The following is a 23749-nucleotide window of genomic DNA, read 5'->3' on the forward strand; positions in this document are numbered from 1 at the left end:
AGTACGCAGATAGATTTATGGAAGTACTGAACAATGCAACTCGATAACACAGTACATCAACGGTACAAATATAAAACTAATGCCAAGACACCTACACAGATACAACATGAGTTACGTGAGTTAGGTATCAAAGGCTTTGTGGTTAAGGTAGCAGGAAGTAGAGTGACGATGTTGGTAAGTGAGAACGATATTAAAAGGAACAGGGAGTGTGTAAGGAATGGCAGAAGTTAAATTATCTCAGGAAAGCTACGACGAATTGTTGAAAGATATAGAAATACTAAAAAATAAAGAAAATAAATTTAACGGAATAATCGCAGAACTAAGAAATGAAAATACAGATTTAAAAGTGAATTCGGAGGTTTGCTTCAACACATGTAAAGATTGGATTAAAAATTACGACGAACTCATCAATGATATTGCAGATATTAAACGTAAGGCAGAGGCGTTTGATGAGATAGCAGTAACTGTATTATCTGAAAATAACGATGTAATAAAAAATATGAACAACATAGTAACTAACATAGTTATTAATAATTTGGAGCGTGGTAGTGATGAAACCTGAAAAACATATGCAAATGATGCAGATGTTGCAAAATTGCGTAATTGAAAAATATGTATCACACGATGAATACGAAGAATTGGTAGCTAGAGATAAACATGGGAATAAAATGTTTATTAAATTTTATCCGAATGAGGAGGAACAATAAATGAACACATTAACAGTTTATCAATTACAAGAATTACTACAAATACAAAAGGAATTCGACGATAGAATTCCAACACTTAATTTACAGGATAGCAAGATTGCGTATGTGGTTGAATTCTTTGAATGGTTTAACACATTAGAAACATTCAAAAACTGGAAGAAGAAACCAGGCAAGCCATTAGATGTGCAACTAGATGAATTAGCGGATATGTTGGCGTTTGGGTTGAGTATTGCTAATCAACGCAAATTCGATGAATATGATATCCAATTGTTCTTTGAAAGTTGGGAACTGGAAAACTTTTTAGAAAAATCCTATTTCATTAACCAAGAAATGATTTATGACATGATGTATGAGTTTGAAGATGAGGACTTTACTCCTATTAGAGGGTTAATAATTGTATTTAAAATAGCCGAACAGTTATACACTATCGACCAACTCATCTCAGCTTATAAAAAGAAAATGGAGCGAAATCATGCAAGGCAAGATGGAACAGCAGACAAAGATAAAGGCTACGTGTAAAAAGGACATATTAGAAAAAGTAAAAGAGGTGTTGAAGAAGTGAAAGACTTTGAACAACCAACAATTAAAATATTGAGAAGATTATTTAACGGTAAAGATGAAACTAATATTCATATATCTCATCTGAACCTAGTAGATTATGAAGTTATTGAAATGATAACTAATTATAAACTTTCAGAAACTCATACAAGAAATCAGCATTTTAGAGATGTAGTGACTTTGAAATTTAAAAAGAAAGAGTAAAGGAGGTGCTGGGGAAGTGAACGAAGTCTTTTACATCTTAATTTTTATAGGGCTTGCATACGGGGTTTTTAGTGTAGTGTTTGATAGATACATGGAGACTGATAAAGCAAAGCATGAAGCTATTTATAAAATAATATTGTTATTCATTGTTATTACAACTACAGGGTTGGCACTTAAATATCATTTGTTACATACCTTGATAGTGTTATTAGCATTTATGTTTATAGATAAAATTAAAATGTTTCGTAAGGAGTGATACCGTGACACAATACCTAATACGCCAATTCAAAGATAGCACAGGTCGCATTCACACAGATGTTGAGAAACCACGTAGTAATGAAACTCTCTCTATTGTGGAGGCAGAGAGTAAGAAAGAAGCGCTTGAAAAGTTTGAGGAGGATAACAATGATTAAACGCATACTAAAAACATGGTTCACAATCGCTATGTATGAGTTAGGTAAATATATTACAAATCAGATACTTATTAAGGTACAAGCGAATGATGATGTGGACGTGCCACAAGACTTCATGCAAGACGATCATATCCATTTAAATGCGGAGGTGAGCGAGTAATGAGTAAATTAATCAATCAAGAATATGTAATTGAAACTAAAGACGGTAACTACTATGAAGAAGAAGTTGAGGTGCATGGTAGTGTTGGAATATTAAATACTGTTTTAAAGGTTACACAATACGCAGATGAAGCTAAAAGATTTTCAGACTTTAGAAAAGCAGATGATATAGCGTATGCTTATGGATTTAAAGTATTGACGCTTAACACATATCTTGAGGAGGACTAAGTTTATGTGGATAACAATATCAATAATTCTCGCAATAGCATTACTGATTACATTAGGTAGTAACTCTATGTTGCGAAATGAATTAGATGCGTTGAAGTACACCAACGTATATCTCTTTAGTAAGTTTGTAAGAGAAAGTGATATAGAAGATATTAAACGTGAGATTGAGAGAGCGAAGAAACAGTTTAATTAACTGGAGGTAATCACTTGTACACACCAACGGAAGTGAAACAACTTATAATGGATTATCATTGGATGAGACGATTAATTGATCATCAAGTATATGAGTATGATAGTACATCAATCGGACAGTACGGTATTGAATCAGCTATGCCTAAAGCTAAAGGTGGTACAGGCGATAAGGTATTAGTAAGAGTGATACGCAATGATAAGGATAGACGTAAAACACAGGAGTTAATAGAGAAGGTATCATTCATTGATGAGCATGAAGGTAAGATAACCAATGATAAGAACTATCATATACTTCAACTACTTAAACAAGGCGAGAAGATAAATACTATTGCCATGTTAATGAGAGTAGATAGAAAAGAAATATATAGAAAGCTAGATGTCATTGTGAATATATATATGAAGTCTCAAACTTGATGGGACAAATGTCACATATGCCACACATGACACACTATTATAAATAGTTTATTTAATTATATATACTTGAGTTAACGCGATATGAATACACAGGCACATCACTTAGTGGTGTGTCTTTTATTATGGAGTTAAAATATGAATGACTACAAGACACGTAAACAATTTTATAACAGTAAGGCATGGGAAGATGTAAGACAACAGGTTCTAAAGCGTGATAATTATGAATGCTGTTGGTGTAAAGAAGAAGGGAAAGTCACTACTGAAGACTTGGAAGTTGACCATATTGAAGAATTGCAAGATAGACCAGATTTAAAATTAGATCCTGATAACCTAAGAACATTGTGTAAGGCTTGTCATAATAAACGACACAAAAGATTTCAGTGCGGTGGCAATCAATTTAAACCGCAAAAGAAATGGAACGATGAAAAATGGTAAAATCACACCCCCGGTCGAAACCATTTAACCATTTTTGACCAAACGGGAGAACGGCGGGTGGGCTCGACTTCGCAACTTTTTAAAAAAATTACACATATAACCTATACCCCCACCTCTACATGAAGAAAGGAGTGATTTTGTGAAAGTAAGTGACAATGATAAGAATGTAATTAAAGAACGTAAGCGATTAGAAGAAATTTACAAAGATATTCCATCAGAAAAGCTGAAAGTTGTTGAAGGTTTAATTATACAAGCAGCAAGATTACGTGTCATGCTCGATTATATGTGGAAAGACATTCAAGAAAATGGCGAATACACCATGTTTCAACAATCACAAAACTTACCATCATATGAACGTGAGCGACCTGTTGCTCGTTTATACAATACACGTGACCAATCATACCAACGTGTGATTAAGCAACTTACCGACTTATTGCCTAAAGAAAATAAGGCAGTTGAAACAGATGAACCTGTTGATGATTATGTATGATCAGAAACAAATATGTTGATGAATACATTCAACAATGGCGTGATGGCAAGATAGTCTTTAATCAAGAACGAATTGATTTGATTGAGTATCTTGAAAATGATGTACTCACTCTTCCAAATGTTCATTTTGAAGAAGAAAAAATAGAAAAGTGTATAAAGTTTATTGAGAAATGGTATTTTCCAACTCAACCATTTCAACGCTTTATCATTGCTTTCTTATTCTTGATAGATGATGTTGAAGATACACCATATTTCACAGAATTTGCTTTATTCATGGGACGAGGTGCAGGTAAGAATGGTTTTATCAGTGCGATAAGTGATTTTTTCACTACTCCTATACATGGTATTAAAAAATATGATATTTCAATTGTTGCGAATAGTGAAGAACAAGCAAAAACATCATTCAATGAAATATATGATGTTTTATTAGATCATAAACGTAATAAAACAGGAGAACGACCTAAAGCACCTTATGAAGTAAGTAAAACGGAAATCAAAAACCGTTCTACTGGTTCAATTATTAGATATAACACTTCTAATACTAAAACTAAAGATGGTGGTCGTGAAGGTTGTGTAATCTTTGATGAGATTGCTATTTATGAAACAGCGGATATGGTTAACGTCAAGCGTGGTGGTTTAGGTAAGGTAATTCACGATAGAACGTTTTATATCTCTACAGACGGATTTGTACGTGAAGGCTTTATGGACCAAATGAAAGAACGAATTACCGAAGTTTTAAAACGTAATAACCCTAACGACCGTATATTTCCATTTTATTGTAAGCTTGATGATTCTAAAGAAGTAGACGACGAAAAGATGTGGGAAAAATCAAATCCTATGTTACACCCTCCACTTACAGGATATGCACGCAACTTAAAGCGTAAGATAAAAGAAGAATATAACGTGCTGCACATTAACCGTTCAAACAAGCCAGAATTCATGACTAAACGAATGAATTTACCTGAAGTTGATGAAGAAAAAGTTGTAGCACCGTGGGAAGAGATTTTAGCTACAAATAAACCAATTCCAAATCTAGAAAATAAAGCCTGCATTGGTGGTCTTGACTATGCGTTAGTTAGAGACTTCGCCAGTGTAGGTTTATTGTTTAGAGATAATGACGAGTATTATTGGATAACACATTCGTTTATCAGACGTGAGTTTTTGGAAACGACGCATCTTGAACCACCGATTGAACAATGGGCAGATGACGGACTACTCACAATTGTAGATGATGATGTAATTGATATTTCTTATATCGTTAATTGGTTTATTCAACAACAAAGTAAATATCATCTAACTAAAGTAATATCAGATAATTTCAGAACAGATATTGTAAGACGACCATTTGAAGAAGCAGGTATTCCGTTAGAAGTTATTAAAAATCCAACTGCGATACATGGTTTGCTTGCGCCTAGGATTGACACCATGTTTGCTAAGAAACAAATTACCTTTGGGGACAATCCATTAATGCGATGGTTTACAAACAACGTAGCGGTTAAGATGCAACCCGACGGAAGCAAGAAATATATTAAGAAAGATGAAGTTAGACGTAAAACAGATGGATTTCATGCAATGCTCCATGCACTATATAGAGCAGATGAAATTCTTGAGTATGATCAACCCTTTATCATGGCAGATATCAACTTTTAGAGGTTAGGAGGTGAGATTTTGAGTATATTCGATAGAATTATGGGTAGAAACGAGGCAATTGAGTTTAGTTATGATTTTGAGTTATTACATGAAACGTCCCAAAAAGCTTACATAAAAAAATGGGCTTTAGATACATGTATAAATCATATTGCTAGAACGATTAGTCAAACAAAATTTGAAATTATCGATAGTGAAAGTAAAGATACATCTTCGACCACACACTATAAGTTGAATGTTCGACCTAATACAGATGAAAGTGCTGCAACGTTTTGGCAAAAAGTAATTCGTAAGCTCATTTATGATAACGAAGTTCTGATTGTAGTTACAGATAGCAAAGATTTAATCGTTGCAGATGACTTTGTTAGAGAGGAATATGCATTATATGATGATATTTTTGACCATATAATGATTGGTGATTTTGAATATGAACGCTCATTCAGAATGAGTGAAGTTATTTATCTTGAATACAACAATGAATCCATTACAAATATGCTTATGGGTTTATTCAGTGATTATGGCGATATCTTCGGACGAATGATTAAGTCTAATTTAATGAATAATCAGATTAGGGCAACATTAGCTATGGATACAAGTGTCTCAATGAAGGAAGAGTCTCAGCAAAAGATGCAGTCCTTTATTAATAAAGCTTATGAGTCATTTGATAAAAATGATATCGCTATTCTCCCACTCCAAAAAGGTTATGAATATAAGGAACATTCGAGCAATAATGGTGCCAAAACGTCATCGCAAATAGAAGATATGGCTAAGGTTCCTAACCAATTACTAAGTTATGTAGCAAGAAACTTAGGCATTCCAGTTGGATTGATTAATGGAGATACAGCAGACATTGAAGCAATGACTGATAACTATATGAAGTTCTGTATTAAGCCAATTATTGAGAAAATCACTGATGAATTAAATGCGAAACTATTCAGTGAACGTGGATATAAAGAAGGTAAACGAATCAAGGCAATAAGCATTGACCAAAAAGGACCACTTGAAGTGAGTGAAGCAATAGATAAGCTCATCGCAAGTGGTTCTTTCAATAGAGATGAAATTAGAGTGCTTACAGGCTTTGAACCAATCGGAAGTGAAGAAATGCAGAAATTTATTATCACTAAAAACTATCAAACTGTGGATGAAGAAACTACAGGTAGTGAAGGAGGTGATATAAATGGCGAATAACGAAATAGATATTTACGGCTTAATTGATAGCGTAACAATTGAAGGGATGACGATTAGTCCACAAACTGTGCGTGATCAATTAAAAGCTATGGGAGATGTTGATGAGGTCATCGTTAATATCAACAGTAACGGCGGAGATGTGTTTAGTGGCGTAACTATATACAACATGCTTAGACGTTTTGATGCGCATATCACTGTCAATGTGGATGGTCTTGCTGCAAGTATTGCCTCTGTGATTGCAATGGCAGGAGATACTATCAACATGCCGGGTAACGCTATGTTAATGGTGCACAACGCTTGGACAATAGGTGAAGGTGATGCTAGAAGTTTCAAAAAGCAAGCCGAAGATTTAGAACGCATTAACAGTGTTGTATTTAATAGTTATGTCGATAAAAATCCTGACATCGACCATGCGATTCTTCAAGAATACATGGATGAAGAAACATGGCTAACAGCTAAAGAAGCTAAAAAGTTAGGTTTAATTGACAATATCACTGAAAATTCAAGAGTTGCAGCTGCAACGACATCAACAATTTTGGGAGGTGACAAATTCATGGCTAGATACCGTAACGAAGATCCACAACAACCTGGACAACCAAAAGAATCAAGTGACATCACAGCTGAAGATGTAATGGATAAACTTGAAGAAATCTTGGCGGAAGTTAAAAAAGCAAACAACAAAGATTCTAATGAATCAGAAAAACAAACGGAAGGTAAACCTGCAGAAAATAGTTTTGCACGTTTATTTAATATGAATATCAAATAATAAGGAGGCCAATAATCATGGCAATTAATCTAGAAAACAATCAAGACTTCGAAAACTCAAAACAATTGTTACAAGAGTTTTCGAATATGGGTTCAAATGCTTCTGACGAAGAAGTAAAAGAAAAATATACAGAATACATGAATGCTTATTCAGAAGAATTAGCAAACGCTATTCGTAAGGATATGAGACAAGAACAAGGAGATAATGCGGTATTAAACGCGCGTAATGTTAACCGTTTAACTAACGAAGAAAAGAAATTTTATAACGCATTAGTTTCAGAAGACCATGTGAATACTGATACTAAATGGAAAGACACAGAACTATTACCGGAAACAATCGTTGATCGTATTTTCGATGATATTGAAACAGAAAAACCATTGCTTAAACATATTAATATTCAACGTACCGGACTAAAAGCACGTGTTATTCGTTCTGTTCCTGAAGGGCAAGTTGTATGGGGTAAAATCTTTGATGAAATCCGTGGCCAATTGGAAGCTACATTCTTCGAACAAGATGTAACATTAGGTAAAGCCACTTGTTTTGTAGTAGTGCCTAAAGATTTAAAAGATGCAGGTGTACAATGGGTTGATCGTTATGTACGCACTCAAATTAAAGAAGCTTTCGCAGTTGCTATCGAAAAAACAGCAATTAACGGGCAAGGTGCAGCGCGTAACGAACCTGTAGGATTAATGAAAGAGATTAACCGTACAAACAATGCTGTATCAGATAAAACGGTTGCGGGTACTTTAACTTTATCTGACCCTAAAAAGTCAATTGCTGAAATCGGTATGGTGATTAAAAATTTATCTATTAAAGAATATTACGACAAAGAAGGTAATGTTAAACGTTCTAAAGGAGCAAATGTTACAAATAACGTAGTCGTCGTATTAAACCCAGCAGATTATATTTACGCGAAAATCGCGTTTACAATTCCGATGCCTAATGGTCAATATGCAAGCCCTATTCCGTTTAATGTGACTTTCGAACAATCTGAATTTGTACCACAAGGAAAAGCAGTGGCTTTTGATAAAACACGTTATCATTTTTATGCGGGTAGTGAAGTTATCTTGCGTACATTCGACCAAACTTTAGCTTTAGAAGACATGGATTTATATACAGCGAAACAGTTCTTGTATGCTGAGCCCGATGATAATAAAACATCATTTGTTTACGATGTTGATTTCTCAGCATTTGGCGCACCAAAACCAGAGGACGTTTCTGATGACAGTGATTCAGAAGATGAACCATCAGCATAGGAGGTTATCCGATGGCTAAATTTAAAGTTTTAAAACCTTATACAGATATTGAACTTAATAGAAAGTTAAATGAAAATGATGAGGTTGAAATGACCATTAAACGCTCTGAAGAAGTTGAAAAGACACTTTTTGAAAAAGGGTTTGACGGTCCTTTTCTTGAAAGAGTTAGAGAAAAGAAGTGATTTGAATGATTACAGATGAACATGTAAATAAATTCAAATCAAGAAATCGTATTTTTTATGATTTTGAGGATGAAAGACTCAGACATGATTTAGAAATGTCATATGAAGACATTCAAGCTAAATGTGGTCAATTCGAAATGGATGAGAGCTCGTTAGGTCGTGAATTAGTGTTTGAACGCACACGTTACGTCCTTAATGACAAATTAGAAGAGTTTCACAACAACTTTTTATCTAGTATTGTTCAATTCCAAATTTTAAATATGGAGGTGTCAGACGATGGTGCAATCACGTAAAGATTTTGTGACTGGTGGAGAAATGAGGACGCCAGTCATTTTTTATAAAGCTATACCGTCTGATGATTTTCTTCCTGGTGAAACTGTGGATGAGGAAGTATATAAGTGTTTTGCAAATGTGTATCCTCCTTCACAAAAGGATTTGGATATGACAGATAAAGAAGCAAGCATAACGATGGTAACGTGGTATCCAATGGATAAAGAAATTACGGATGATATGTATTTTGAAATAGCATTACCTCGCTACAAGGACCAGAAATTTAATATAGTTGAAACTTTTGACGACACAGATTATCACCGTAATTTAAAAGTTATTGGAAAAATAAAACAATGAGTGTAGAAGTTAAAGGTGTTCACCAAATGTTACGTAAAATCGGCGAACAATACGGCGAAACAAAAATGTTAAAAGCACAAGATAAAGCCTTAAGACGAGGTTCTAAATACTTTGTAAGTGTCTTAAAGACGAATTTTGAAGTGTTTAGAGATACTGGAGCTAGTATTGAAGAAATCGAAGTGACCGACCCTTATTATATTCACGGTAAGACACGAATGGTTAAGGTTTACTGGCAAGGACCAATGAGTCGTTACGCCATCATTCATCTTAACGAATGGGGAACGGTTAAAAATCCTACACCTCGAGGTAAAGGCGCTATTGCTAGAACAATGTTCACAACTCAAAAGCCGTATCAAGAAATCATAAAACAATCTATGGCAGGTGACTTATAATGTTTGATATGTTGAAAACCTTAAAAAAACATTTATTAAAAAACGCAACAATTGCTCAGCATTGTAAAGGTCGCATACGTGCCTATCATTATGATGAAACTGCCGATACAACTGGACCGTACATTTTAATAACACCACTTGCTGCACCACAACCATCAACATATGCAAGTGACGTTTCATTGACTACAGAATACTTGTATCAAATCGATGTCAGAGGGCCACAATACGATGTGGTTAAACTAATCCAAGAAGAAATACGTAAAACGATGTGGTCCATTGGTTTCAGACAACGAGATGGAATCGATGAATATGATCCCGATATAAGAATATATATGGATGCTCGACGCTACATCGGCAATCCATACACAATTGATGAATTAAGACATATTGACTAGCCTTCCATGAGTAATGGAGGGCTATTATTATGCGCAAAAATAAGGAGGAATTATAAATGGGTAGATATAATGCTGCAACAGGTTTAGGTAAATTATATTATGCCGTGATTCAAAGTGAAGACGGTGCAAACGTAACAACTTCAGGTGTAAAAGAAGTTGATTACGTGCAAGAATTATCAATTGAATTCGGTGAAGAATTAGAAAAAGCATATGGTTCAAACAAAGTAGCTGAGATTGCAAAATCAGCAGGTGAAACACAATTATCATTAACATTCCACAAATTGCCGATTGATGTTCAAAAAGATTTATTAGGTTTAATCGAACATGAATCAGCACAAAATGTTTATGGCTTCGGTAAATCTTCAGGTATTACTTATACTGCGGTTGCAATTCCACGTACGATGGAAGACGGTTCAACTGAGTGGTTCGGACTTTCTAAAGGAGTATTCACTCGACCAAACAAAGAAGGTCAAACAAAAGAAGATGGTGTAGAATTTGGTTCAGACGAAATCGAAGGTCAATTTATGGAACGTCATGTTGACGGGTTCAATGAAGAATTGGCAGTAATGATGGCTTACGATGAAAAAGGTTCTACTGAAGGTCGTGACGCCGTATTCCAATCAATTTTTGGTAAAGGTTTCGAAACTGTACAAACAGGTTCTTTTAATAATGCAGAAGGTGTAAAAGTAACTATCGAGCCATCTTCTGCAGATGTAAAAGTCGATAGTACAGTTCAATTAAGAGCTACTGTAAGTCCTGAAGATGCGATTGATTCAGATGATGTTACATTTGAATCGAGTAATACAGACATTGCAACTGTTGATGAAAATACAGGATTAGTAACTGGGATTTCGGAAGGCGAAGCTAGAATAGCTGTAGGAAGCGCTTCACGTCGTAAAGTTTATGCACAAGCTACTATCAATGTAACTTCTAAAGAAATTTAGCTTATGGGGCGACTTTAACCGGTCGCCTGTTTTTGTATACAAAAATATAAAATTAATTATTCGGTCGAAATTAAAACCCGATGAAAAGGAGAAATAAAAATGGCAGTTAAAAAATTTGTTGAATTACAAGATGAAAATGGTGAAGTAAAAAAATTCCATGCACCTGCATTTATTAAAGGTAGTGTGGCACGTAAAGGTTTTAACTTAGGTAAAGAGTTCCAAAAATTAGAGCAAAACGGTGGAGAATTTGATGATGACTTATTAGATAAATTATACAGCTTCATTGCTAATGATTTATATGATAGTCAATTTACTGCAGAAGAGTTTGAAGATGGAATTGATGCACGAGAAATATTATCTGTGGCTATGGAACAATTAGGTGGAATTTTAGGTGACGAGGGAAAGACGACGAAATAGACGATTCTCGTTTAAAGCCTGAAGATTTCACTTATGAAAAGCAATCGGAGTATCTTGATACTTTATATAAAGAGTTAATGGAAAATGGTTGGAAAATGCCTGAGATTGATAATACAGATATTTATCAATTACTTCGCATTATGAACAATAAGAAGAAATCTAAGACTAAGAAAGTCGGCAAAAACGAGAGCCTTATCGCCGCAATAACCGGTAAGGATCCAAGACAACAAGAGGGGGCCAATTAAGTCCCCTCTTTTTTTATATCTAAAAGAAAGGAGAGTGAATTGAATGGCACATGATAAAATTGAAGGTTTTACAATAGGTTTAGGGTTAGACACATCAGATATCGATAAAGGGATGGCCAACTTAAAGCGTAAGTTACAGACAACAGATGCAGAGATGAAGAAAAACCTTTCAACATTTGATAAGGCAGAGAAATCAGTAGAAAAGTACGAAACTGAAATTGAAGGGCTAAACAAAAAACTTACTCAACAAGGTAGAATGAGTGAACAAGCACAAAAGAAATTAGACCAATTAAGACGTTCACAAGAAACAATGTCAGATAAACTTGAAGAATCTGCACGTAATGCTCAAAAAGCTAAAAAAAGCTATGAGACCTTAGCAAATTCATATGACAAGTTGAACAACGAGTTGAAAGAATACACTAATGCAGCAGATAAAGCTAAAAATACTGAAAAACAACACAGTAATACTCTTAGAGCGTTAAAAGCTCAATTAACTAATGCTAAAAGCTCTGTGGATAGCTTACAACAAAAGTTTGATGAGTTGAAAGATTCCGGTAACGCATCTGAAAGAGAATTAGAGGCATTAGGTCGTCAACTTACAACTGCAAAAACTGAATATAATAATTTATCTCGTTCTGTTGATAGTGCTAAACATGATTTAAATGAATCTAAAATAGCAACTGCAAATGCTAAAAATGAGCTACAGAAATTTAGTGATGCTAACAAAGAAGCAATGGCAAGTGCTAAAGAATCAATGGAAGTCGCTAGGAAAGAAGCAAACGACGCTGAAAAATCATATGCTAGTCTAAATCGTGAAGTTGCACAATTACCATCTAAATTAGATAAAGCAGAAAAAGAAGCTTATGAGCAAGCAACGGCTTATAACGTTTTACAAAATCGTATCGACGAAACAACGGATGAGCTAAAAGAGTATGAACGTGAGCAAAGAAAAGCAGCAGGCCTTAGCGGTATGTTTGCACGTATGGGAACGGCTTGGGAAGATACGCAACGTAAGATTGATAAAATCGGCGATAGCTTCAGAAATGTAGGTTACGTAGTTAACGGTATAGGTTTTGGTGGGCTTGCGGCTAACATTACTTCAATCATACCAATTGCAGGAAGTGCCGTTAGTGCCATTGCTGGTATTGGTGGCGCAGCAACTGCAGCAGCAGGTGGCGCAATCGGATTAGGTGGCGCTTATGGTACTGCTTTTGCAGCAATAACTGCATTTAGTGGACAAGCAACTACAGCACTTCAAATGCTTGAAGATGGAGAATTAAAAGCAACTAGAGAAATTAAGAATTATCAATATGTGCTAGATGGTCTTCAAAACCAATGGAAAGATTTAGTTAGAGCTAATCAAGCAGCTATTTTTAATACAATGACTAACGGTATTAATATAGCAAGATATGCCCTAACACAATTGATTCCTTTCATTACTAAAACCACAAACCAAATTGCACAAGCTTCTGCAAAAATGCGTGATTGGGTAACATCCTCTGAAAATGCAAACAACGCATTCAAAATGATTAATAATATAGGCCCACCGATTTTCCAAAATTTATTGAATTCTGCTCAAAAAGTTGGCGACGGTATCACACATATATTCACTCAATTTGGTCCACTATTCACTTGGACTGGTAAAGGTATAGAAAGTCTAGCGAATAAGTTTAACGCATGGGCAAATAGCACGAGTACAGATAAAGGTATCGCTAAGTTTATTCAATATACTAAGACTAACCTACCAATTGTAGGGCAAATATTCGGTAATGTGTTTAGTGGTATGATAAGTCTATTCTCTGCCTTTGCAGGACATTCTCATAAAGTTTTAGTAGGTATGCAAGGAGTGACACAATCATTTAAAGAATGGGCCAACAACCTTAAAAATACAGAAGGATTTAAAAACTTCTTAAAATACTTAGAAACGAATGGACCAGTTGTATGGCAATTACTTAAAAACATCGGTAATATCATTGTTGGTTTAGTTAAAGGTATGGCGCCAATTGGAGCAATCGTTTTAAGGATTACTACAGCTATTACAGGTTTTATAGCTAAAATCGTTAATGCACATCCTGCTATAGGTGGATTTATAGGTGTTTTAACTGCCGTAGGTGGTACGTTAATGGCGTTAGTACCACAAATCGCACTTGCTAGAACTGCTTTTGCAGGTTTAGGTATCGGTACTGTGATTATGAAAGGTTTAGGGTCTGCAGCTAGCTTCATGTTAGGACCGTGGGGACTAGTGATAGGTGCGATAGTTGGTATTGGTACAGCTTTTGTAGTTGCTTATAAAAAATCAGAAACATTTAGAAATATTGTTCATACAGTCATAGATCCGGTCGTGAATGCATTAAAAAACCTTTGGAATACAGCTGAAGTAGTGTTCAATGCGTTGAAGAATCTATTTTCAGGAAACACTTTACCTACTGTAGACATTCTTTCAAAAATTATGCCTAAAGCCACAGCTATTAAAGTAACGGCAACTTTAATGCAAATTAGACAAGTATTTATTGATGTATTCAATGCCGTTTGGCAATTTGGTCAGGATATAGGACTCAAGTTAGGTCAGTTCTGGAATCAAAATGGCGCTACTATCATGCAGGCTGTAACTAATATCTGGAATACGATTGTTACAGTATTCACTGAAGTTAAAAACTTTTTATGGCCGATACTACAAGAATTAGGTGGCGTTGTAAAAACGGTGTTTATGAATGTGATTGTTCCTGCAGTCAAAATAGGTATGCAGATTATCTGGGGAGTCATGAAATTTTTATGGCCGTTAATCAAGACTTTAGTAGTTGATACTTGGAATAATATTAAAAATATTATCAACGGGGCTTTGGACATTATATTAGGTATCGTAAAAATATTCAGTGGATTATTTACAGGACAATGGAAACAAGTTTGGAACGGTATAAAACAAGTGTTCAGTGGAGCATTGACGCTTATATGGAATCTTATCCAACTTTGGCTTATCGGCAAAATACTCAAAGTTGTTAAAATATTTGGTGGATTTTTCAAAAGTATAATTAGTAAGGCGTTTAATGGTGTTAAAAGTGTAATCGGAACCGTACTGAAGTTTATATGGTCTATTATTAGTACTATCTTTAAGAGAATACTTTCAATAACGCGTTCTATTTTTGGTGCTGTATTGAAATTTATACGTTTTATTTTTAATAGTATTAAAAATTTCATTTCAAAAACTGTGAAAGCAGTATATAACAATGTGAAGAAATGGTTTACATCAGTATGGAATGTTACGAAAGCCATATTTAACAAACTCAAAAATTGGGTCATTAAATTATGGACTTCTTTAAAAAATAAAATAGTTAGCGTTGCCAAATCTTTATATAATAGTGTTAAATCGCGTTGGAATGCGCTTTGGAACACGACTAAGTCTATCTTTTCAAAGCTCAAGAATTGGGCGATAAAAACGTGGAACGGATTAAAAAATAAAATTATTAGTATCGTGAAATCTTTGTGGAACGGTGTGAAAAATCGCTGGAATGCACTCTGGAGTGTAACGAAATCTATATTTAATAGACTGAAAAATTGGGTTGTAAAACTTTGGAGTTCTTTAAAAAACAAAGTAGTAGGTTTAGCCAAAAGCTTGTGGAACGGTGTGAAAAGTAGATGGACAGCCTTGTGGAATGGTACAAAATCTATTTTTAACAGGGTTAAAAATTTCATGACGAACACATGGACTAAAATCAAATCGTCTGTTGTTAATATTGTAAAATCTCTATGGTCTAAAGTTAGAGGTACATTTAACAATATGAAAAATGGCCTTAAAAATATCATTGGTAAGATTAAAGGGCATATCACAGGTATGGTTAATGCAGTTAAGAAAGGTTTAAATAAACTTATCGACGGCGTCAATTGGGTAGCTGGTAAAATTGGTATGGATAAATTGCCTAAACTTAAACTGCACACAGGTACAGAAAGCACTCATACACAAAACTATGTAACTAATGGTAAATTAAACCGCGATACATTTGCTACTGTAGGCGATAAAGGTAAAGGTAATGGACCAGGTGGTTTTAGACATGAAATGATACGATATCCTAATGGTAAAACGGCAATTACACCTAACAGAGATACAACGGCGTTATTACCTAAAGGCTCTACTGTATATAACGGTGCGCAAACTCACGCTATGTTAAGCAGTCAACCAAGATTCAATTTAGGTACCCTGCCTAAATTTAGTATTGGCTCGATGTGGAAGAACACCAAGAAAAAAGCTGGCCAAATCATTAACGGTGTTGGTGATAAGGCTAATGGCGTCAAACATAAAGCTATGACTATGGGTGATAAGGCGCTTGATACTGCAAAAGGTATTGCTAAAGGTACATTTAAAGCTATTGGCGATGTGTTTGACTATGTTAGCAACCCAGGTAAATTAGTGGATAAAGTTTTAAGTGCAGCTGGCGTTGATTTCAGTTTTGTTAAAGGCGATATACTCGGTGGCTTAATGAAAGCTATGTACAAAAAACTGAAAAATGGTATCAAAAATCTATTTGACGGTTGGCTTGAAGAAGGTGGAGGGGCTGACTTATCATCATTTGACAAGTACCCTATTACAACACCTTATTCACCAAATGCTCGTGTTCCAGGCTATCCATTTGGTAATGGTCGGCATTACGGTATTGACTATGGTACGCCGTCTGGTACAACTATCAAAGCACCAACGTCTGGTACTGTTTCAAGAAAACATGACTATGGCGGCGGTTTAGTTGCTAGACTTGTAAACGGTAAGTTTACACAATGGTTCTTACACTTATCTGACATTTTAAAAACAGGAAAGGTGAAACAAGGAGAGCCGTTCGCTAAAACTGGTAACAGTGGTCATTGGACTACTGGCGCACATTTACATTACCAAGTTGAAAAAGGTATCAACGATTATATTACTAACAGAAATACAATAGATCCTAAAAAATTCGCGTCAATGGGCGGCGGTAAATCTGGTGGCTCAAGAGCAGCAAGTAAGTGGAAACCAGAAATTATTAAAGCATTGAAAGCTAACGGTTTACCAACTACACCAGCTTATGTAAACGCTTGGATAAGACAAGTTCAATCAGAAAGTCGAGGTAATGCTGGTGCTGTACAAAGCGCTTCATTACACGACGGAAACGAAGGTGCGAACAGAGCAAGAGGTTTACTACAAGTTGTTCCGACAACGTTCGCAGCAAACAAACTACCAGGTCATGGTAATATTATGAACGGTTTAGATAATGCTATGGCAGCTATTAATTACGCCAAAAAACGTTATGGTAGAACAGGAATGTTGCGAGTTATCGGGCATGGTCATGGTTACGCCACAGGTGGCTTAATCAAAAATGCAGGTTGGTACAATATTGCAGAAGGTGGGTATCCTGAATGGATTATTCCTACTGATCCTAATAGAAGAACAGACGCAATGAAATTGTTAGCACTTGCTGCAAAAGACATCGAAGGCAGTAAAACATCAGGTAATAAACGACCAAGTAACTTCTCAAGTACTAAAATAAGTTCTAGTCAATCTGACAATAGTAAACTAGAGAAAAAGTTAGATATGCTTATTGGATTAATGAGTAAATTAGTTCAAAGTAACGATACAATTGCCAATAAAGATTGGTCAGTTGAATTAGATGGTCGAGAAATAAACAGAAATAACAATAAAGAGCAAGCTTTATATGAAGCAACTCATTTATTAGGGAGGTTATAAATAATGGCAGTTGGCTTTAAGCTTTATGACCCTAATATGAATGAACTTAAATTTCCAGTCGGTGTAAAACCGCTGGATTTTTTAGTTTCATCAATAGAAAAAGAAAGATACACAGAAACAATTAAAGGTATTCCAGGAACAATAGACTATGGGTTTGATTATAAAGAGCGTAGTGATTGTTCACTAACTTTTTTCTTAAGACATTATCACGGTGAACATGATTATTTACTGTTAGAAAGTGAAATAAACGCATTTTTAGATAGTCAGCCATTCTTCTATGTAAGTAGAAACAATTTACCAACAAGAGTACTAAAAGTGACTATAGATTCAAGTTATAAAACAGAACGTATTTTAGGTAGTATGTATGCAACAGTGGAAGTACCAGTTACAATAATCGGCCTTCCTTTCTGGCGTACAAAATACACAACGCAAGATATAGAAACAAAAGGGTTTGAGGCAACTGCTGAACAGTTTGGCTTAGCTGATGGACTAAATATTGATTATCCAAAATACACATTCACAGAAAACAAATTCACGGTATGGAACGGTGGCAATGTAACGTTAGATCCACGCAATATGCCTTTAAAAATTAAACTTAAACACTTAGTAACAGACGGTAAATTTAAGTTAACTAACAAGACAACGGGAGAAACGTTTGAATATTATGCACCTCGAACTGGTAATACAGTTGATTTAGACGGTGTGCAAGCGTTCGTAGGTTATCAACTAAACAGATTAAGAGAAACCAATCGTAAATACATTAGTATTGTACCTGGTAAAAATGAAATTGAATTTAGTGGTGGGACAATGGATGATATTCAGTTTGATTTCCCATTCTATTATAAATAAGGAGTGATTAAATGGCACGAAGAACGATTGATAGCTTATTCGATAGAAATAATTTATCGAATGTCAATGATAATTTTTTTGAGTTATATCAAACTATCAACAATATTAATATAGATACTTCTCAAGAGATAGAAGAACAATTATCTAATGTGACAGAACAATTGAAGTCTTATTCTAAAGAATTGAATGATTTGAATTTAGTAGGTCTGAATTACAAAATGGGAGAAGATTTATTTAATAAGCCCCCAGAAGGTATAAGTTATAGTAATTATGCAGAAATTACAAGAGACAGTTATTTTAGTGGTTTAAACGATAGATATTCGAGTTCTGGTAATAATAAGATAACAATATTGCCTGGCGGATGGTTTTTTTATAAAGTAAAAATTGATAGCTTTACTGAAAATACATTTACAATGGTAGCCAAAATTTTAAAAGGTGCAAGTGTGAGTAAAGTACAATACAGATTTTTAGATGAAGGTCAATTAACAGGTGCTGCTACAGACTTTGACTTGTTAGATGCTGAAAATAATATATATGGTGGCGTAGGAATACAAATCAAGAGTGGAAAGTATTTAGAGATTAGATTTGATAACAGAGGAGCTTCAAGCAATATGGTTATTGAAAACCCAGTATTGTTTGAAGGAAGTGAAATTAAAGCAACCGATAGTGAGATAAAAAATATTTATCTTAATTTAAACAAATCAAACATACAAAATAATGATACTAATCAAACTGAATTAATTAATCACTACTCTGTTCCTGTGAAGACACCAAATGAGTTTAAAATAAAAGACCATGTACTTAAAGATAGAATAATGACAGATGGTAAAGGGAACTTCAGTGTTAATTACGATATAACTACAAATAAATTAACTGGGGGACAAACTTATTACGTCGATATAATCAATGGAAATGATAGTAACGATGGTTTGAGTGAAGAAAAAGCATTAAAAAGTATTCGATATGCAGTAGAGAAATCTAAAGACAATGATACAATATTTATTAAAGAAGGTACTTACTTTAGGTATGCTGGCGCATTATTTGCTAAAGATTTTAACAAAAGCTTAAACATAATCGGAGAAAACGATAAAGTAAATATTGTTATAGCAGACCAACCTAACTGGAATAAGACATCAGGAAAAACAAAGGTCTACGAGTTCGCTCGTTCCTCTGTAAGAAATGTTATAAATATTAAACTAAATACGCCTTTAAAAAATGTTGGTTCAATAGATGAAGTAGATACAACTACTAACAGTTGGTTTACAGATAATACAAAAGTTTATGTAAATGTAAACGGTACTCCAAATGATAATATCGTTCCGATTATTGCTGGGACAAACTTTCAAGTAAGTGTATTATCAAGCAATATTTACATGGAAAACTTAAATTTTATTGGAGGTAATAATGGAGTACAACTAAATATGAGTAAAGGTAACAAAGCATATTTAAAAAATGTCAATTTTTATCATAGTAATCCTACTTTTAATGGTATAGCTATTGTAGGTGGAGATTTAGCAATATTAGAAAATTGTGAGGCAAGTTACAATAGCTATGATGGTTTTAACTACCATGTAGGCGCTGATGGATCTCTTCCTTTCATTGTTGAAATTGATTGTTTAGCCGTAGAGAACGGTAGTGACAAAGGAACAGCAGGCGTTAAATCTAATAATGGCACAACTACTCATGACGGTGTTAAATCTATCAGGGTAAACGGTTCGTATGGTAGGAATGATGGAGGAAATGTAGCTGATGTAAATAGTGGCACCCAAAGTTGGAATTTAGGTTGTTCCGCATTCGAAAGTTATCAAGGGAAAGATTTCCAAATCGCATCAGGCGCTAGTATGTTTCTTGATAACTGTACCGGTTTTGGTAGCGAAAATAGTATCAATGTTGGTAACACAGAGGATACGATTTATACACGTATGGGATATTATCAAAATAAATTAATTGCAGGAAAAGAAATACTTTATTAGTCGACTATTAAATTAGTCGGCTTTTTATTTTAGGTGGTGAATTATGGAAAACTTATTTTTTATTAGAGACTTAGAGGGCGAAGAATACTATTTAGAGGGCACAATTAAACATGAAATGGAATTGAATGGCGATGAACGTATTGATATGGATATTCCATACACACCAATGAACAGTTTATTTTTAGATAAACAAGATGATTTAAAAATGTGGATTATCCTATTTGAGAATAAAGAGTATCGTATTATTTCCAGTAAACAACAAGGTTATGGAGATAAATATACTATTAGTGTTACAGCAGTTCTTTATATTCTTGATTATCTAAATACACATAGAGTATATGAACGTATTGATGCAAGTCTTACGACTAAAGAAGCCTTTGATATTGTATTTAATGATACGCCATACACATATATAACGGTTGATACTGCTTATAGTGAACGTTTTGAAGGTATTGGCGAAGGTGAAACTAAATTAGAAATATTTAAAACATTTATTGATCGTTATGGTTATGAAATGAAAATCGTAGACAAAGTCGTTTATCTATACAACCAAATAGGTAATGACGCTAACTTTGAATATCGTCACAAAGTTAATACACAAGACATAGAAAAAGAAGTAGATGCTTCTGAAATGTACACTTATATGAGAGGATATGGCGACTACAGAGAAGATGGTGGTGAAGAAACAACAACTACTGAAACAACGAATTCAGAAACTTCTTCTGGTTATCAAAAGACAAGTGTTAAAGTAATCGAAAATGATAATGAAGAAGATGTGACTAAAAAAGCGAAGTTAAAACGAGAATATACATCACCACTTGCAGCGATTATTGGCATACGTGAAGGTCCTCCTATCATGAATGCTAATATAACTAAACAAGAAACAATGGATAAGCAATTAAAAGAAGCTGTTGAAAGTAGTATAAACATCTCATTTACTGCTGATATTTATGATATGAGTAGACATGGCTATCGTTTCCAACATGCTGAATTAGGTGACAGAGTATTTTTAGTAGATGAACGTATTGGGTTAGATACTGAAATACGAGTAGTCAAAATAGATAGAGAAATTAATAACGAAGGATATGTCACAAACGTTGAAATTACATTCGGCTCAGCTAATTTAGCAGATAATTATAGTAGTAACTTATCGACTGCTGCTAAAGATATTCAAGATTTAATTGAAGGGCGTAAAAAATTAAAGTTTGATGCACTTGATGTAATTAGTCAATCAATGGTTAAGAAAATACTAAATACTTCAAGCGAACTAGCTTTTGATAGTAATGGTATTCATGCAGTAGAAAAGAATAACCCTAACAATCAGATGACTTTAAATAGCAGTGGCTTAATGCTTTCAACTGACGCAGGAAATACTGCAAGAACAGCGATTACTGCAGAAGGTATTGTGGCAGATGCAATTACTGCAGGCTCGATATGGACTGAAAACGTTAATGTAATTGGTACTGGGGGCTATTTATCTATCATTGGCAATGAATTATTAACCGTAGATCCTAACAGTTTATCCCGTACTTTATTACAACCTACAGGTCTTTCAATCACACGTCCAGACGGTGCCGTTTATATGGTCAATGGTGTACCAAAAATGGACTTAGAAGTTCAAAAAAACTTATTTCATTATTCCACAGTAGAGAACAACGGGCGTTACAGTTTGACATCTGAAACTGAACCACAGGTATTTGAATATTTTTACACACAGCATAAAGCGCGTTATTTAAATGTCTCTTATGCAATTGGTTGGGATTATAATAATCCAAGCGATACTGGTGGTGTTGAAATTATTGTTGAAGAATTTGGTAATGGCGATAAAAATAGAAGAGCTAGTTATAAAACGATTGCCAAGCGTACTGATGACGAAGTGTATGGTGTTATTCAAATTGATTTAGGTGTGCCAACGTATGAACCACTTAACTGTTATTTAAAAGTGAGACGTATTGGTGGCACTTCCAAAGATAAAGTTACTGCACGAAGTACTAGAGTGTGTATGAGAGGATGATTAAATGAACTGGTTATTATTTTTAAAATATATAGATGATAAATATCATATTGTTCAAGCAGGTTCAGATATTGTACCAACAGAAGATTTTGATAAAGTGCTACCCACAACTGAACGAATTGCTCGTCAATCGGATAAAGTTTACTTCGATGGTGAGAAATTAAAGTTAAAAGACGGAGAAACGTTATTATCTGTAGAAGAATTAAACGAATTAAAAGAAAGTCCATTAGAAGAAGAACTTAAACAAACGCAACCAGTTATATTTGATATTGATTAAGCCATAGCCAGTGGAGGTTATGGCTTTTAAATTTGAGTAAAGTAGGTGAGGATATGCCAGAAAACAACCAAAGAGGAGAATTAGAAAGAAGAGTTAGTCGTTTGGAAGATAACGATGAAAAAATATTTGACTCTTTGGAACAAATTAAAGATGGGCAACACAATCAAAATTTAGTTAATCAAAAAATGAATTTTACGCTTGATAGTATTAACAGAGAACGTGAAAACGAAAAAGAGCAAAAACAAGAAAATCAAAAAAATATCAAAGATATCAAAATGTGGGTGCTAGGTTTAGTAGGCACGATATTTGGTTCTTTAATTATTGCTTTATTGCGTATGGTTTTCGGTATATAAAGGAGGAGAGAACTATGTTGAACTTTGTATTAGGTGCCAACTTTTGGGGCTGTTTCTGGTTTGGTAAATGTAAATAAGGATTAGTTTTAGAGCTGGCGCTATGCGTCGGCTTTTTATTTTAAAGGAGTGTATTAAATGGAAAGTATTATCGCATTCGCAACAGTAATTTCAGTTATTACTATTGCATTGACACAATTAGTTAAACAAGCTGGCGTACCTAAAAATATTGTACCTTTAATTGCCATTGGTATTGGTATTCTATTAGGTGGCATAAGCGCATTTATTCCAGAATTAGTTACTGAACTATCAATTGGCGGTCGTTTATTAGCTGGATTAATTAGTGGTCTCATGGCTACTGGTATTTGGGAGACGGTTAGAACACGTACAGGTTCTACTAAAGATAACAATAATAAAATTGGTGGAGGTCGTGCATAATGGCAGAAAAATGGAATGGTGTTCCAGTAAGATATGATTTTTTACCGATTGGGACGCGTAGAAGTGGGCAACCTTTAACAAGTAAAAAACCTTTATTTGCAGTAGCACATGATACAGGGAATCCAGAAACCACCGCACAAACAAATGTTAATTATTATAAAAACACATATATGATTGATTGGTCACTAGTAGCAAGCGCCCATATCTTTGTCGATGACAAAGAGTGTATTGTTTGTATTCCAGTTACTGAGAAAGCATGGCATGTATTATATAATACACCAACTGA

The 23749-nt window shown here is 34.5% G+C and carries 32 protein-coding genes; all 32 read left to right on the plus strand.

From position 1 onward, the window contains the following. Positions 1 to 33 precede the first annotated feature (33 nt). A complete protein-coding gene (locus tag CD147_RS10195) occupies positions 34 to 231 on the plus strand; it encodes a hypothetical protein (protein WP_103167318.1) in 198 nt (65 codons plus the stop codon). Further along, positions 218 to 562, plus strand: coding sequence for a hypothetical protein (locus tag CD147_RS10200; RefSeq protein ID WP_103167319.1), 345 nt, complete (start codon positions 218 to 220; stop codon positions 560 to 562). Before CD147_RS10195 ends, CD147_RS10200 begins: the two co-directional genes overlap by 14 nt. Then, positions 552 to 707, plus strand: coding sequence for a hypothetical protein (locus CD147_RS12120; protein WP_002497097.1), 156 nt, complete (start codon positions 552 to 554; stop codon positions 705 to 707). Before CD147_RS10200 ends, CD147_RS12120 begins: the two co-directional genes overlap by 11 nt. Beyond that, a complete protein-coding gene (locus tag CD147_RS10205) occupies positions 708 to 1226 on the plus strand; it encodes a dUTPase (RefSeq protein WP_103167320.1) in 519 nt (172 codons plus the stop codon). A 39-nt stretch (positions 1227 to 1265) separates the two neighbouring features. Then, positions 1266 to 1469: a hypothetical protein gene (locus CD147_RS10210; protein WP_103167321.1), complete on the plus strand. Its 204-nt coding sequence runs from the start codon at positions 1266 to 1268 to the stop codon at positions 1467 to 1469. Between the two features lie 260 nt (positions 1470 to 1729). Next, positions 1730 to 1882: a DUF1381 domain-containing protein gene (locus CD147_RS11990; protein WP_107521989.1), complete on the plus strand. Its 153-nt coding sequence runs from the start codon at positions 1730 to 1732 to the stop codon at positions 1880 to 1882. Continuing rightward, positions 1875 to 2042 (plus strand): transcriptional activator RinB, encoded by a 168-nt coding sequence (gene rinB / locus CD147_RS10220; protein ID WP_103167323.1) that lies wholly within the window; start codon positions 1875 to 1877, stop codon positions 2040 to 2042. Before CD147_RS11990 ends, rinB begins: the two co-directional genes overlap by 8 nt. Beyond that, on the plus strand, positions 2042 to 2269 hold the full coding sequence (locus tag CD147_RS10225) for a hypothetical protein (RefSeq protein ID WP_103167324.1): 228 nt from the start codon (positions 2042 to 2044) through the stop codon (positions 2267 to 2269). Before rinB ends, CD147_RS10225 begins: the two co-directional genes overlap by 1 nt. A 4-nt stretch (positions 2270 to 2273) precedes the next feature. Then, positions 2274 to 2462, plus strand: coding sequence for a DUF1514 family protein (locus CD147_RS10230; protein WP_103167325.1), 189 nt, complete (start codon positions 2274 to 2276; stop codon positions 2460 to 2462). A 14-nt stretch (positions 2463 to 2476) separates the two neighbouring features. Beyond that, entirely contained in the window at positions 2477 to 2875 is a 399-nt protein-coding gene (locus tag CD147_RS10235) for a hypothetical protein (protein WP_103167326.1), read from the plus strand. Positions 2876 to 3010: 135 nt separating this feature from the next. After that, positions 3011 to 3310 carry an HNH endonuclease gene (locus CD147_RS10240; RefSeq protein ID WP_103167327.1) on the plus strand — a complete coding sequence of 100 codons (300 nt, stop codon included), beginning with the start codon at positions 3011 to 3013 and terminating at the stop codon, positions 3308 to 3310. Between the two features lie 139 nt (positions 3311 to 3449). Beyond that, the gene (locus tag CD147_RS10245) at positions 3450 to 3800 is read left to right on the plus strand and encodes a hypothetical protein (protein ID WP_070653714.1); all 351 of its coding nucleotides are present in this window, start codon (positions 3450 to 3452) and stop codon (positions 3798 to 3800) included. Beyond that, complete coding sequence (locus CD147_RS10250; protein WP_103167328.1) at positions 3797 to 5449, plus strand: terminase TerL endonuclease subunit; 1653 nt, start codon at positions 3797 to 3799, stop codon at positions 5447 to 5449. Before CD147_RS10245 ends, CD147_RS10250 begins: the two co-directional genes overlap by 4 nt. 18 nt (positions 5450 to 5467) lie before the next feature. Further along, entirely contained in the window at positions 5468 to 6634 is a 1167-nt protein-coding gene (locus tag CD147_RS10255; RefSeq protein ID WP_103167329.1) for a phage portal protein, read from the plus strand. Continuing rightward, positions 6624 to 7400, plus strand: coding sequence for a head maturation protease, ClpP-related (locus CD147_RS10260; protein WP_103167330.1), 777 nt, complete (start codon positions 6624 to 6626; stop codon positions 7398 to 7400). Before CD147_RS10255 ends, CD147_RS10260 begins: the two co-directional genes overlap by 11 nt. 17 nt (positions 7401 to 7417) lie before the next feature. Continuing rightward, positions 7418 to 8656, plus strand: coding sequence for a phage major capsid protein (locus CD147_RS10265; RefSeq protein ID WP_103167332.1), 1239 nt, complete (start codon positions 7418 to 7420; stop codon positions 8654 to 8656). Between the two features lie 11 nt (positions 8657 to 8667). Continuing rightward, a complete protein-coding gene (locus tag CD147_RS12125) occupies positions 8668 to 8838 on the plus strand; it encodes a hypothetical protein (protein WP_167409754.1) in 171 nt (56 codons plus the stop codon). A 5-nt stretch (positions 8839 to 8843) separates the two neighbouring features. Next, on the plus strand, positions 8844 to 9131 hold the full coding sequence (locus tag CD147_RS10270) for a hypothetical protein (protein WP_103167333.1): 288 nt from the start codon (positions 8844 to 8846) through the stop codon (positions 9129 to 9131). Further along, the gene (locus CD147_RS10275) at positions 9115 to 9465 is read left to right on the plus strand and encodes a phage head-tail adapter protein (RefSeq protein WP_103167335.1); all 351 of its coding nucleotides are present in this window, start codon (positions 9115 to 9117) and stop codon (positions 9463 to 9465) included. Before CD147_RS10270 ends, CD147_RS10275 begins: the two co-directional genes overlap by 17 nt. A 26-nt stretch (positions 9466 to 9491) precedes the next feature. Further along, positions 9492 to 9857 carry a hypothetical protein gene (locus CD147_RS10280; protein ID WP_240621112.1) on the plus strand — a complete coding sequence of 122 codons (366 nt, stop codon included), beginning with the start codon at positions 9492 to 9494 and terminating at the stop codon, positions 9855 to 9857. Next, positions 9857 to 10252 (plus strand): hypothetical protein, encoded by a 396-nt coding sequence (locus CD147_RS10285; RefSeq protein ID WP_103167338.1) that lies wholly within the window; start codon positions 9857 to 9859, stop codon positions 10250 to 10252. Before CD147_RS10280 ends, CD147_RS10285 begins: the two co-directional genes overlap by 1 nt. Positions 10253 to 10308: 56 nt before the next feature. After that, on the plus strand, positions 10309 to 11196 hold the full coding sequence (locus CD147_RS10290; RefSeq protein ID WP_107643160.1) for a major tail protein: 888 nt from the start codon (positions 10309 to 10311) through the stop codon (positions 11194 to 11196). A gap of 99 nt (positions 11197 to 11295) precedes the next feature. Further along, the gene (gene gpG / locus CD147_RS10295) at positions 11296 to 11613 is read left to right on the plus strand and encodes a phage tail assembly chaperone G (RefSeq protein WP_103167339.1); all 318 of its coding nucleotides are present in this window, start codon (positions 11296 to 11298) and stop codon (positions 11611 to 11613) included. Further along, positions 11610 to 11858, plus strand: coding sequence for a UPF0158 family protein (locus CD147_RS10300; RefSeq protein ID WP_275113277.1), 249 nt, complete (start codon positions 11610 to 11612; stop codon positions 11856 to 11858). Before gpG ends, CD147_RS10300 begins: the two co-directional genes overlap by 4 nt. Before the next feature lie 43 nt (positions 11859 to 11901). After that, positions 11902 to 17562, plus strand: coding sequence for a peptidoglycan DD-metalloendopeptidase family protein (locus CD147_RS10305; protein ID WP_103167342.1), 5661 nt, complete (start codon positions 11902 to 11904; stop codon positions 17560 to 17562). A 3-nt stretch (positions 17563 to 17565) separates the two neighbouring features. Continuing rightward, the gene (locus tag CD147_RS10310) at positions 17566 to 18411 is read left to right on the plus strand and encodes a phage tail family protein (protein ID WP_103167343.1); all 846 of its coding nucleotides are present in this window, start codon (positions 17566 to 17568) and stop codon (positions 18409 to 18411) included. Positions 18412 to 18422: 11 nt separating this feature from the next. Next, a complete protein-coding gene (locus CD147_RS10315) occupies positions 18423 to 20384 on the plus strand; it encodes a hypothetical protein (RefSeq protein WP_103167345.1) in 1962 nt (653 codons plus the stop codon). A gap of 43 nt (positions 20385 to 20427) precedes the next feature. Next, positions 20428 to 22398, plus strand: a complete 1971-nt coding sequence (locus CD147_RS10320) for a phage tail protein (RefSeq protein ID WP_103167346.1) — start codon at positions 20428 to 20430, stop codon at positions 22396 to 22398. A gap of 4 nt (positions 22399 to 22402) precedes the next feature. Beyond that, complete coding sequence (locus tag CD147_RS10325) at positions 22403 to 22675, plus strand: hypothetical protein (protein WP_103167348.1); 273 nt, start codon at positions 22403 to 22405, stop codon at positions 22673 to 22675. 53 nt (positions 22676 to 22728) lie between these two features. After that, positions 22729 to 23028 carry a DUF2951 family protein gene (locus CD147_RS10330; RefSeq protein ID WP_103167349.1) on the plus strand — a complete coding sequence of 100 codons (300 nt, stop codon included), beginning with the start codon at positions 22729 to 22731 and terminating at the stop codon, positions 23026 to 23028. 135 nt (positions 23029 to 23163) lie between these two features. Then, the gene (locus tag CD147_RS10335) at positions 23164 to 23463 is read left to right on the plus strand and encodes a hypothetical protein (RefSeq protein WP_103166346.1); all 300 of its coding nucleotides are present in this window, start codon (positions 23164 to 23166) and stop codon (positions 23461 to 23463) included. Beyond that, a partial coding sequence (locus CD147_RS10340) for an N-acetylmuramoyl-L-alanine amidase (RefSeq protein ID WP_206185153.1) occupies positions 23463 to 23749 on the plus strand: 287 nt, incomplete at its 3' end. The genes CD147_RS10335 and CD147_RS10340, both read left to right, overlap by 1 nt.

Origin of the sequence: Staphylococcus devriesei, assembly GCF_002902625.1 — a bacterium.
In the GTDB taxonomy this organism is placed as follows: Bacteria; Bacillota; Bacilli; order Staphylococcales; family Staphylococcaceae; genus Staphylococcus; species Staphylococcus devriesei.